Origin of the sequence: Methylophaga sp. OBS3, from assembly GCF_026319325.1 — a bacterium.
Taxonomy (GTDB): domain Bacteria; phylum Pseudomonadota; class Gammaproteobacteria; order Nitrosococcales; family Methylophagaceae; genus Methylophaga.
The window spans coordinates 343,889-355,516 of sequence record NZ_JAPDMU010000002.1 but is presented as its reverse complement, the minus strand read 5'-3'; the positions used below and the strand labels follow the sequence as shown (position 1 = coordinate 355,516).

General features: G+C 45.1%; 11 protein-coding genes. 2 read left to right on the top strand and 9 right to left on the bottom strand.

All coding sequences use genetic code 11. The features are described from left to right. Positions 1 to 16 precede the first annotated feature (16 nt). From OMP94_RS06110 to hemC, 4 genes are read right to left on the bottom strand one after another with little or no spacing between them, the layout of a single operon-like run. Positions 17 to 1,207 carry a heme biosynthesis HemY N-terminal domain-containing protein gene (locus tag OMP94_RS06110; RefSeq protein WP_266277245.1) on the bottom strand — a complete coding sequence of 397 codons (1,191 nt, stop codon included), beginning with the start codon at positions 1,205 to 1,207 and terminating at the stop codon, positions 17 to 19. Beyond that, complete coding sequence (locus OMP94_RS06105; RefSeq protein WP_266277243.1) at positions 1,204 to 2,235, bottom strand: uroporphyrinogen-III C-methyltransferase; 1,032 nt, start codon at positions 2,233 to 2,235, stop codon at positions 1,204 to 1,206. Before OMP94_RS06105 ends, OMP94_RS06110 begins: the two co-directional genes overlap by 4 nt. After that, positions 2,228 to 2,983, bottom strand: a complete 756-nt coding sequence (locus OMP94_RS06100) for a uroporphyrinogen-III synthase (RefSeq protein ID WP_266277241.1) — start codon at positions 2,981 to 2,983, stop codon at positions 2,228 to 2,230. The genes OMP94_RS06105 and OMP94_RS06100 overlap by 8 nt, the downstream gene beginning before the upstream one ends. Next, positions 2,976 to 3,902, bottom strand: a complete 927-nt coding sequence (gene hemC / locus OMP94_RS06095; protein WP_266277239.1) for a hydroxymethylbilane synthase — start codon at positions 3,900 to 3,902, stop codon at positions 2,976 to 2,978. Before hemC ends, OMP94_RS06100 begins: the two co-directional genes overlap by 8 nt. Before the next feature lie 119 nt (positions 3,903 to 4,021). On the opposite strand from hemC, the gene argH reads away from it, so the two are divergent. Then, positions 4,022 to 5,413: an argininosuccinate lyase gene (gene argH / locus OMP94_RS06090; RefSeq protein ID WP_266277237.1), complete on the top strand. Its 1,392-nt coding sequence runs from the start codon at positions 4,022 to 4,024 to the stop codon at positions 5,411 to 5,413. A gap of 94 nt (positions 5,414 to 5,507) precedes the next feature. Here argH and OMP94_RS06085 read toward each other — a convergent pair whose 3' ends face one another. The 4 genes from OMP94_RS06085 to OMP94_RS06070 form a co-directional block, all read right to left on the bottom strand. Beyond that, positions 5,508 to 5,840 (bottom strand): DUF3325 domain-containing protein, encoded by a 333-nt coding sequence (locus OMP94_RS06085; RefSeq protein ID WP_266277235.1) that lies wholly within the window; start codon positions 5,838 to 5,840, stop codon positions 5,508 to 5,510. After that, positions 5,840 to 7,477 (bottom strand): PepSY-associated TM helix domain-containing protein, encoded by a 1,638-nt coding sequence (locus OMP94_RS06080; RefSeq protein WP_266277233.1) that lies wholly within the window; start codon positions 7,475 to 7,477, stop codon positions 5,840 to 5,842. Before OMP94_RS06080 ends, OMP94_RS06085 begins: the two co-directional genes overlap by 1 nt. Beyond that, entirely contained in the window at positions 7,477 to 7,755 is a 279-nt protein-coding gene (locus tag OMP94_RS06075) for a hypothetical protein (RefSeq protein WP_266277231.1), read from the bottom strand. The genes OMP94_RS06080 and OMP94_RS06075 overlap by 1 nt, the downstream gene beginning before the upstream one ends. A 109-nt stretch (positions 7,756 to 7,864) precedes the next feature. After that, positions 7,865 to 8,521 carry a Fe2+-dependent dioxygenase gene (locus OMP94_RS06070; RefSeq protein WP_266277229.1) on the bottom strand — a complete coding sequence of 219 codons (657 nt, stop codon included), beginning with the start codon at positions 8,519 to 8,521 and terminating at the stop codon, positions 7,865 to 7,867. Positions 8,522 to 8,589: 68 nt separating this feature from the next. Between OMP94_RS06070 and OMP94_RS06065 the strand changes: the two genes are divergently transcribed. Then, positions 8,590 to 9,402: a hypothetical protein gene (locus OMP94_RS06065; protein ID WP_266277227.1), complete on the top strand. Its 813-nt coding sequence runs from the start codon at positions 8,590 to 8,592 to the stop codon at positions 9,400 to 9,402. A 104-nt stretch (positions 9,403 to 9,506) separates the two neighbouring features. Here OMP94_RS06065 and OMP94_RS06060 read toward each other — a convergent pair whose 3' ends face one another. Then, positions 9,507 to 11,603: a TonB-dependent siderophore receptor gene (locus OMP94_RS06060; protein ID WP_266277225.1), complete on the bottom strand. Its 2,097-nt coding sequence runs from the start codon at positions 11,601 to 11,603 to the stop codon at positions 9,507 to 9,509. Positions 11,604 to 11,628 lie beyond the last annotated feature (25 nt).

Here is an 11,628-nt window from a genome sequence, read left to right as displayed (position 1 = left end):
ATTCCGTTTTATTGGGCTATTGCCCTGATTTTAACTGCCAATCTAACCCTTGACGATAAGTTTGTGCCGCCTCTTCTCGCTTATTTTGTGCCGTGAGCACTTCGGCTAATACCTGAAATGTCTCACCTCGTGGGCCATGCTCAATACTGGTGCGCAAATAAGCTTCTGCTTTTGCCCAGAGTTTGCTGCCTGCAGCCAAGCGCCCCAAGGTCAGTAACAACCATGGGTTTTCTTCATGTTGCTTCAAATATTTTTCTGCAAAAGCCAGACGTTTTAACAGACTTGCTCCTGGTATCAGTCCGTATTGGTAAATGAGTTGATCACTCCAATGTTTACGCTGATAGTGCTCAATCAACGTAATGCCTTGACCATACTCACCTTGCGCAATTAATCCTTTCACATAAGGAATCAGCAGTGCTTCGCTATTTCGCACTTTCGATGCTGTTTGCTCCCAGATCTGCGTCATTCGCTGCCAGTCTTCACGCAGTAATGCATGGTGTAACTGACCAACCGCAGCTTCAGCACTTAGTTCATTGATGGCACTATTATCGAGCACATGACGCTTACGAAGATCAGGCAATACGGATTGCACCGCCTGCCATTGATCGGTTTCTTGATATAGCTGCTGCAACAGTTGCAAAACGTAGGGATGTTTTGGTGCAACCTGACGTAAGTGCTGCAAAGTCGCTAATGCTTGCTCTTTTTGGCCCGCAGAAAGTTGCAGCTCTGCTTGAACAACTCCCACTGCGATATCAGCACCTTCCGTCGTTTCGTGAGCTAATTTTAAATAATTATCACGACGCGTCGGCGCAGATTGTTTTTGTGCTGCACGTGCTGCTGCTAAGTAGTGCAATAAAGGCGTTTCACTATTACCGGCATGACGAACTAATAACCGCTCGGCTTCAACCCAACGGCCCTCTTCAAGCGTTATAAGCCCCTTGGTTAATGCCTGACTGGCCCGCTTTTGACGTAATTGTTTTTGCCAATTGGCCAGTCTTGCAGGGGACTGTTTTAACAGTAAAGTGCTGCGCAGAACAAAGTAGCCAGCAAACAACAACATAAGAAACATCACAACAAAAACGATTAATGACGTTTCTAAACTCCATTGACCGTATTGCAGTAAAACAAAGCCGGGTTGAAAATCTGCCAACCAAATCAGCGTACCACCAAGGGCTAACGCGATGATGAGGATCAGTAACAACTTCATGGCTCAAAATCCTGTAACCAACGAAGTGAACCACTGATATCCGGCAAAGCCACCTGAATTTTCTCAGCCTGAAGGTTTTCTAGCGTGCTTAACAGAGCATCACGCTGCTCACCAACAAAAAATTGCTCCAGCCAATCAATGCTGGTTTCCAAGCTGCTATCGTAAATACTTTGTCTACCTGAAAGCACTGCAAAGCGGGCTGTTTCAAGCTTCAAGCGTAAGTTTTGATAAAGGAAATAGCGTTGTTCTGGAATCAAAACGGCTTGCGGGGCATCTTCCTGCTGTCGAATCACGATTAACGAACGTATTTGCTGCCAAATATCACTAACAGCATCCCGCCAACCAGCAACAGTCGTCAGATCAGCATTAGGGTCAGCCATTGGATCTTTGGCAAATTGCTTAGGCCCTTTCACAACACGTAAAGAATCGATGGCATTGATAGCGCTTTGTAAATCAGCGGCAATACCTGCAATGTCAGCTTTAGCGACCGCATCAAGTGCCAATTGCTCATCAGCAATAATCTGACGCAGAGGCTGAAAGCGGTAATCATTAATATCGCGCACCTTATCATCAGCCAGTTGCAGTGCTTGTTTTGCACCTCTAGCATCGTTTGCTAATACCGTTCTTTGATTAGCGAGCTGTAGAAGGTAATCAACTTCCTGAATTGTCCAACGCAAACGAATCGCTTTATCAGTCAAGGGTTCGCGCTGTTCGAGATCGCGAATGGCTAAACCTTGCTTTTGTAAGGTTTCGTCAAGAACCTTAAGCCCGGACGCGTTTCGCTGGCTTGAGCGACCTAAAGCTGCAATATCAGTTTCAACCTCATCAAATTGAGATAACTGGTCAGTCAGCGCATTAATTTGTTGCTGTTGGAAATAACTCCACCACAACATCAAACCAACAGGAACAACAATAGCGAGGAAAATAACGAAAAATAGTGCATTTCGTCTAATTTTTGCCCAATTTCGCTGTTTTTTGGCTGGTTTCTCTGCTTTTTTCTGTTCAGAGGATGGGCTGCTTTTATCCATGCTCAGCTCCTATTTCGATCAATTTCTGCATTATCGCATCATCACTGGCATTTTCTGTGACAACGATGTCACTAAATCCCTGCGTTAAAGCATATTGTTTAATTCGTTCACTTAAAACAACCAGCGGTTTGGCTGTGATTTGCGGTTTTTTATCAGCAAAGATCTGCAACAAGTGGGACACACTCTGAGCACTTGTCGCTAACAAAATATCGACCGTTAATGCCGCGGCTTTTTGATCAACCGTCACCGTTGGCAGTTGTCGGCTATAGACTTCAATATAACGAATAGTAGCACCTCTGGTCTGTAAGGTTTCAGCCAGATGCTCACGACCGCCTTGCCCACGGATAATTACAACTTTCTGACCGGCAAGATTTTGCATCTCCGTCAGTTTAAGTAAGCCTTCACTACCGTTAGAAATAGCTGGCTGTAAACTAACTACCAAACCATGTGCTTGCATCGCTTGAGCGGTGCCATTTCCCACAGCAACACATTTCACATTGATAGGTAATGGCTTTGTCAGGCCTTGGCAAAAGTGTTGCACTGCATTTCGACTCACAAAAATCAGCCAATTTACTTTGCGCCAATCAACCTGCGGCCAGTGACACGTATTGATAGCCTTAATCTCAATCAATGGCAGCAACACCGGCTCAGCATGTTGAGCTAACAACAAATTCACCAAACCATCGGATTGGGCTTCTGGCCGGGTAACTAATACCTTTAGCCCCTTAAGGCTTGGCTGATTAGCCATAAACTTCAGCAAGAATTTTGTCCGCACCGCGACTTAATAATTTTTCAGCTAGCGCCAAACCAAGCGTTTCGGCATCTTTAGCATCACCATTGATTTCATCAAGTAACATTTCCGTGCCATCTGGTCGGCCAACCAAACCGCGTAACCAAAGTTTGTCATTATCCAAAATGGCATACCCACCGATTGGCACCTGACAACCGCCTTGCAGACGACGATTTAATGCGCGTTCTGCACGAACTGTAATACTGGTTTGAGGGCAGTTTAGCGGCGCAATTAATGCATTAAGCTCAGCATCTTCGATGCGCGTTTCGATACCGAGTGCACCTTGACCAATAGCTGGCAAACTTTGCTCAGCAGTTAATGCACTGCGAATACGTTCATCAAATTGCAGACGCTCCAAGCCCGCTTTGGCTAGGATAATGGCATCAAAATCACCAGCATCCAGCTTAGCCAAACGGGTATTAACATTACCGCGGAGCGGTAAAATTTGCAGGTCCGGTCGGTAATGACGAAGCTGACATTCACGGCGCAGGCTCGACGTCCCAACCTTGGCACCTTGCGGTAAATCATCAACGCTAGCGTAATCATTAGATACGAAAGCATCGAATGGATCATGACGCGCACAGATCACAGGTAAGTGCAGCCCTTCAGGAAACTCTACCGGCACATCTTTCATTGAGTGCACAGCGATATCGGCTTCACCATTTAACATGGCAACTTCCAACTCTTTAACGAATAAGCCCTTGCCGCCGACTTTGGCTAAAGGTGTATCAAGAATGATGTCGCCTTGGGTTTTGATTTTGACTAATTCGATGGTCAGATGCGGGTGTAAGGCTAATAGTTCATCACGAACAAACTCTGCCTGCCACAACGCCAGTGGACTGCGGCGAGTAGCGATACGCACAGTGGCGTCTTTCATAAAACAAGATTCCTGTTTTGCGAGCCAATAAAATAAAGCATTCTAGCATTTTCGGCTGCTGTACCACGACAGCCGCGTTATAATGCGCGCTACTTTGCTTTGACTTAACAGGCCGCGATATGTCCGCATCTGATAAAAAACTGTCTTCAGCCCGTCTGACCCAGCCAACCAACAAATTTGTTGAGGAATTTACCGCCTCGGTCATGTTCGACCAACGTATGTATCGGCAAGATATCCAAGGTTCTATTGCCCACGCTACGATGCTCGCCAAAATAGGCGTCTTAACCGAAGACGAGCGAGATCAAATCATCAGCGGTTTGCAACAAATCGAAACCGAAATCGATAATGGCGAATTTACTTGGTCTATCGCCCAAGAAGACGTGCACATGAACATCGAAGCACGTTTGATTAAGCTCATCGGCGAAACCGGTAAAAAACTACACACTGGCCGCTCACGTAACGATCAGGTCGCAACTGATATTCGTCTGTATCTGCGCGATATGATGCAGCCAATTCGCTCTGAATTATTGCGTTTAAAATCAGCGTTACTTGATGTGGCTGAAAGAGAAGCAGAAACGATTTTGCCAGGCTTTACACATCTGCAAACCGCACAACCAGTGACATTCGGCCACCACATGCTGGCTTGGTATGAAATGTTACGTCGTGATCTCGAACGCCTGGATGACTGTGCCAAACGTGTTAACAGCATGCCACTTGGCGCAGCCGCGTTAGCAGGTACAACGTTCCCAATTGATCGTGAATACACTGCTGAATTGCTGGGTTTTGACCGCGTTTGTCGCAACTCATTAGATGCTGTCAGTGATCGTGACTTTGCGATTGAATTTAATAGCTTTGCATCACTATTGATGATGCACTTATCGCGCTTTTCAGAAGAACTCATTATCTGGTCTTCAGCGCAGTTTGATTTTGTCGACTTGGGTGACGCTTTCTGTACTGGCTCATCCATCATGCCGCAGAAGAAAAATCCAGATGTACCCGAGTTAATTCGCGGTAAAACCAGCCGTGTGTATGGCAACTTGTTTAACTTGCTGACGTTGATGAAAAATCAGCCATTGGCTTACAACAAAGATAATCAGGAAGACAAAGAACCTATTTTCGATACCATTGATACGTTGCTTGGCTCATTACGTGTTTATGCCGACATGATGGCCGTTATCACCGTCAAAAAAACGAATATGCGTCAAGCTGCGCTTAAAGGTTACGCCACGGCGACCGACTTGGCTGATTACTTAGTTCGTAAAGGTGTTGCCTTCCGTGACGCCCATGAAGTAGTTGGCTTATCTGTTGCTTATGCTATTAAACATGAAAAAGACTTATCATTGCTTGAACTCAGCGAATTACAGCAATTTAGCGACCAGATCGAAGAAGATGTCTCCGAAGTCTTATCATTAGAAGGCTCAGTTGCTGCTCGTAATCACTTGGGTGGAACCGCGCCAGAACAAGTGAAAAAAGCGATTCAACAAGCTCGATTAGATATGTCATCACTCTAATTATAGTGGTCATATGAATGATGTAAAAAAGCCGCCCGTTGGGCGGCTTTTTTTATGACGATGGGCTTCGGCTAAAGCAGTGTGATGATAGCGTTTAAACCAACATCAACAAACTAACTAGGGTGCAACCGATTAATAGGCTTGCCACCCTAAACTTTTGGTTACTTAGCAAAAACACGCTTGAGAAAGCGCCAACCGATAGCAAACCAATCCATAAAACGACACCCGAGGCAACACCCCAACTTGTGCACATCAAATACAAAGCTAGGCCCAACAAAATGATGGCTAAGATGCGTAATGACCAAACTCGCGCTGCGGTTAAAACAACACCAGTCAATTGCTGATGATGTTTTGTCATCGCAAGACTCAGGCCGGTCATCGCTAAAAAGTTCAACAGTAAAACGGTGATAACAGGGTTGTTGGTCATTAGCTGGTTGCCTCTGCTACTTGCTGGCTAGTCGTCAAAGCATCCTTACGCATACTGGTAGCGGTTTTACGTTTAACCATGTTGGCTGTTTTTATGGCCAACACACCAAACAGAACAACGGTTAACTCAAAACCAAAACCAAGCCAATCACCTGCTATCAGATAACGAATGATGTGGTCACCGACCGTAAGTGCATTAACAACTGGCAGTAACAAACACAGAGCAGCAAAGAACAACAGCTGCTCACGCCAAGCTTTGGCAACCGGGCGTACAGCACTATGAACCAGCGTTAGTGCCCAGAGTGAGAAAAATAAACTCAACTCCACGCCAGCACGTTCGCTGACATCTAATGGCAACAAGCGGTTGATCCAAAAATACCCCACACAAGCGATCAATAAGCCGGTGATACTGGCAACATTCAGTACATCAACCACACGATAAACACGTGGTGTTGCCGCACCAAACTCATTTAAGGCACGCTGGCGACGTTTCACCATAAACAGAATTGAACCTGACGCAATCATCACCGCACCGGTTAATCCCATTAAGAAATAAATCCAACGCACGGTATAACTACCAAAATTTGCAAAGTGCAGCGTACGCATTGCACGCTGTGTACGGAATGCCGCACCATTTGGTTCTGCGCCCGGCGGTTCAACATGGCGTTGCTCTCCATTCACCGCATCAAACTCGGCCATACCACTACTTGGGAAAATCAAACGGCCTTTAAATTCATCAGCATCAAATAGACCAAAAATAGTGAAGACCGCACTGCTATCTCCTGGATGTTCAACACGAATAAATTGGCCAGGTTTTCCAATGGACTGCTCAGCTTGAGCAAACATAGCGCCGGTATCTCCAACAGGTGCCGATTCATGAGTCATCTCTCTTGGTGCTGGGCGTTCAAACACTTCTGCGAAAAACTCACCCGGAGAGTTGTAATGCGCAAAAATGGCCGCAGGCATATAGATAGATAAAAAGACAGCCAAACCAGTAAAGGCAATCATTAATTGAAACGGCAGTGTCAGCACTCCAGAGGCATTATGTGCATCTAACCAACTACGCTGACCTTTGTGCGAGCGGAAGGTAAAAAAGTCTTTGAAAATACGGCGGTGAATAATGACACCGCTTATTAATGCCACCAGCATTAATAAGGTAAAGAAACCGACAACCCAAATACCCAAAGTGCCGCCATGCAACTCATAATGCATGTGTACAAAGTGATGACCACCCTCGGTGTCACGATCCATTTCGGCAGGCAGGATTTCACCTGTATCAGGGTGTAACTTTGCCTCAAATGGATTTTCATCGGCGTCTTGCCAGAAAAGTCGGATCGATGGATTTTCATGATCAGGCAGGCTGGCAAACCATAGGTGACCATTTGGTTCTGTTTTTTCCAGATACGCTTGTACTTTACGGACCGCTTCCTGACGATCGGCAGCAGATTCCGGGTCATATGCCATTTGCTCTTGCAAATTTGATCGCTCTGGCTGCATCCAATGGCTAATCGGATCATCAAATACACCTAGTGAACCGGTCACAAAGATGACAAATAACATCCAGCCGGCAACTAAACTACCCCAAGTATGTAAAGCCGCCATTGACTGGCGAAAGAATGTTTTTTCCACTTCAGCCATTAACTTAAACCTCGGCTTAGTAGCCACGCTAATCCAATCAAGATAATGCTCGGAACGACCATGCCCAGCCATGCACGTTTGAAATCTTGTTTGGCATAAACCCAAATAATGGCGATCGGATACACCACAAAGCTAAACAAACTAGCGGTGATTACCGCTTCTGTTTTGCTTAAGGGCAAGATGGCAGATAAAAATAAGGTACTTGCGGAGGCTAATAAGTAACCACCAAAAATAGCGGCTAGTGCCTGCAAGCTTATAGCCAGAGGTTTAGATTTCAAACCGGGCAACTCCCGCGAACAGATGAATAACTGAGCGTAGTTTACACCGTTTTAAACTAAAAGCGAATCATTCTCATTAATGTTATAGGCTTGGTCGATTCATTTTGGATTAACTTTCTACCCATTGCCGTAGGAGGTTATTACGAATTTTGGAAAGCCGATCGTATTGTGCTGTTTTACCATGCAGATCAAATTCTTCGCGAAGTGCCAATTCAATGTCAAAAGCAAGCTCACGCTGACTAGCATCCCGTATTTTACTAGTTACCCAACCGACTACGACAAGACGCTCACCGTTTTCCACCGTATTCACTCTATGTAAATACGTTGATGGATAAATCAGGACATCACCAGCATCAAGCTTCCAGCTGCGTTCACCACTGCTGTCTTCCAGTACCAGCTCACCTCCCTCATAACTATCTTTGGTAGATAAAAAAACAGTAAAAGAAATATCTGTGCGTTGATCAGCTATTAATGCCTCATCGACATGAGTGCCATATGCCATCCCTGCTTGATAGCTACTCAACATCAACCGCACAAATTGCTTAGGTCTAGCTGCAAACTGAAAAAGCTCATGATCTAGTAATCGCTTTTCAATTAATTTCAACACACCGGTTGCAGCAATATTGTCCGCTTGCTGATTATTTTTAACCTTCCGAGCTGCGCGACCAGCGGTTTCTTTACCATCGTAAAATGGTAATTCCGCTAGCTCCTCATGAATGACCTCAAGGTCAATAGAAGATAAACATTGTGTCAAATGTAAAATCATATTGAGAATGCTTCTCATTTATGTCAAAGTTAAATACTTAATATCAATCTACAACATGAGGCCGTCTTATGCAGGAAAACCGAAAAAAATGGATCAGTCTTGGCGTCGCGCTAGCAAGCGGCGTTAGCGTTAGTGTTACTGCTTTGGCTGCAGATTCGGTAGATCACTCTCAACATGGCGCAACCATGACCATGGCAGCAAGTGCCGGTGGTGAAGGTGAAGGCGGTGGCGTTACTGAAATCGATCTGAAAACCAATGATGTTGCTTATCTCACTCGCTTAGGTCTCATTCGTGGTCACTTATTAGTAGGTTATCAGTTATATAGCCAAGGCCAAGCCGATATGGCGATTACCCACATGAAACATCCTCGCGATGAGTTATATGCGGGTTTAGTGCCATCTATCGAATATCGTGGTGGTAAACGTTTTGACGACGCATTAAGCAAACTCGCTGATAGCGTGATTAACAAGGCACCCCAAGCTGAAGTCGATGCCGCTTATCAGGACTTAGAAAATGGTATCAAAGCGGCCGAGTCTGTTGTCGACTTTGATCTGCAAAATAGCCTGCAAGCGATTAAAGAGCTTATTCGTACCGCAGCAGATGAATACGCTATTGGTATTGAAGATGGCGAACTGAAAAATGTGCACGAATTTCAAGATGCTTACGGCTTTACTGAAATCGCTAAACGCCGATTGCAAGAGGTTCCAGAAGCAACTCGCGACCAGTCAGCAGACACGCTGAGCAAAGTGAATGATTACCTGACATCGGTATCTGATATGTGGCCGACATTGGCACCTAAAGACAATGTTGAAGGTGATACCAACCCATCACGTTTGTATGGTGTTGCTGCACGTATTGAGCTCACAGCCCTAAGTATTTAATCAAATAGGCGCTAGGTTATCCATGAGCGCCATCAACATTAAGTCACAAAAAAGCCGGTCACCACATGACCGGCTTTTTTGTTTAGCTAGCATTTTAACTATGACTAAAAGTCATAACGAAGACTTGCTGTCACACTTCTTGGCGTACCGTAAGCATATTGGCTATAGAAACCAATCTGACTGTAGTACTTCTCATCAAACAGGTTATTCACATTCACCTGCCCTTGTACTGATGGTGTGAACTGATAACGCGCCATTAGATTGACCAATGCATAGCTGTCTTGCTTGAGCTTTTCACTATTGCCTAATGGATTTGTCGCGATAGTGTAGTTACTGCTTTCCCACTTAACGCCACCGCCCACAGTTAAAGCATTGTTAACATCATAGGTGGTATATAAATTAAGCGTACGGCGAGGGAATTGTGTATTCACAGCATCCCCTTCAGCATCTTCGGCACGGAATTGTGACCAACCTAATAAAACATTCCATCTATCGGTTAATGCACCAGCAACTTCTGCTTCAAAGCCTTTGCTTGTCGCTCCCTCAGCTGGTGTATAGGCTTGCTGATTAATAGAACCAGGAACGATAAAACCTGGATCAATTTGACCAAGATTATCTTGTTCGATTCTGAACACCGATAACGTCGCATTTAAACGGCCATCAAGATAAGCGGCTTTAATACCGGCTTCGTAGTTTTTACCTTCAACAGGGTCAAGGTAATCACCATTACGATCTTGTAAGCTCTGCGGCTTAAAAATGTCGGTATAGCTGACATAACCAGAATAAACCTCGTTAAAGTCGTAGATTAAACCGGCATAGGGCGTGAACTCTTGGTCATAGTTAAACTCGTAGAAACTGCCATCCCACTCCATGCCATTCACTTCCCAATCGGTAATTCGTGCACCTAAGATTAATGTCATGGGATCGCTCAAAGATAAACGCGATACTGCGTAATAACCTGTTTGCTTGGTATCTTTAGTGACATAGGGAACACTTTCACCCCAAATTGGCTCGGGGTAACTGCCATCCCACTCATTAAAGTTACCTAATACTGGCGTATTCTGGGCATAGTGACGATTAGCAGTAAAATCTTGTTCACTGTGCATCAAGCCCAAAGTGACTTCATGATCTCGACCAAATAATTGGAACGGGATATTGCCGTAAATATCGACGTTTTCCTGTTTACGTTCGTTGTCATAACGACTCAAGCTAGGCGACAGTCCCAGACCAGTCTCACGATCAGGATAACCTGATAGATAAAGCAGCTTCATATCACCATCATTAATCGTTTGACTGTAGGCAGCATAAATAGACGCGCCAGAATCAAATTGATGCTCAATATTGGCAAAATAATTGGTGACTTCCGAGCCCCACTTGGTCCAGTCAGTACCAATATTTTTTGACCGACTCCAGTTTGTACGAGAACCATCGCTATACCAGGTTGGTAGACCGCCCCAAGAAGAACCGGTCGGATTATGATCTTGGTAACTCACACCGACATTCAGCAATGTACGCTCGGTTAAATCAATCCCCAAGGTGCCATAAAATACTTGGCGTTCATCTTCTAAATTATCAATGAACGAACCACTCTCTCGATAACTTCCCACTAATCGACCACGTACCGTACCGGCCTCATTAAGCGGCGTTGAGACATCAACAGTACCTTGATAATGATCCCACGAACCTGCGGTAACAGTGGCATGACCGACAAACTCATCACTGTCTGCACGTTTACGTACTAAGTTAATAGCCGCTGACGGATCACCCGCACCAGTAATCAAACCTGTTGCACCACGAACAATTTCAACTCGGTCATAAATGGCCATATCGGTCATCGTCTCGCCTGCCGAGTAGCCACCTTCCCAGGCCGTTGGCACACCATCAATTTGCAGGTTGGTAATGTCAAAGCCACGAGCTGAGAAACTGCCTCGAGAACTATCCAAAGCTCTTGAAGAAACCCCTGTTGCCGTGTTTACCACGTCCGTTATGGTCTCAAGCTTAAAATCATCAATAACTTGACGCGAAATAACTGAAATAGATTGTGGCGTTTCCCGAATCGACAGGCCTAAACGTGTTGCCGTATTCATTTGTGGCCGAGTGTAGTCACCACTCTTTTCGGATGAACCTAACCAATCAGTAGATACGCCCATTTTGGGTAAATCGACGGTAGGATCTGACTCAGTGTTTTGCTCTGCAGACATTGCTGATGTCCAAGCGAGACTGAGT

Coding starts and splice junctions, on each gene's coding strand:
- OMP94_RS06110 (WP_266277245.1), bottom strand. CDS start 1,207: ATGAAGTTGTTACTGATCCTCATCATCGCGTTAGCCCTTGGTGGTACG.
- OMP94_RS06105 (WP_266277243.1), bottom strand. CDS start 2,235: ATGGATAAAAGCAGCCCATCCTCTGAACAGAAAAAAGCAGAGAAACCA.
- OMP94_RS06100 (WP_266277241.1), bottom strand. CDS start 2,983: ATGGCTAATCAGCCAAGCCTTAAGGGGCTAAAGGTATTAGTTACCCGG.
- hemC (WP_266277239.1), bottom strand. CDS start 3,902: ATGAAAGACGCCACTGTGCGTATCGCTACTCGCCGCAGTCCACTGGCG.
- argH (WP_266277237.1), top strand. CDS start 4,022: ATGTCCGCATCTGATAAAAAACTGTCTTCAGCCCGTCTGACCCAGCCA.
- OMP94_RS06085 (WP_266277235.1), bottom strand. CDS start 5,840: ATGACCAACAACCCTGTTATCACCGTTTTACTGTTGAACTTTTTAGCG.
- OMP94_RS06080 (WP_266277233.1), bottom strand. CDS start 7,477: ATGGCTGAAGTGGAAAAAACATTCTTTCGCCAGTCAATGGCGGCTTTA.
- OMP94_RS06070 (WP_266277229.1), bottom strand. CDS start 8,521: ATGATTTTACATTTGACACAATGTTTATCTTCTATTGACCTTGAGGTC.
- OMP94_RS06065 (WP_266277227.1), top strand. CDS start 8,590: ATGCAGGAAAACCGAAAAAAATGGATCAGTCTTGGCGTCGCGCTAGCA.
- OMP94_RS06060 (WP_266277225.1), bottom strand. CDS start 11,603: ATGTCTGCAGAGCAAAACACTGAGTCAGATCCTACCGTCGATTTACCC.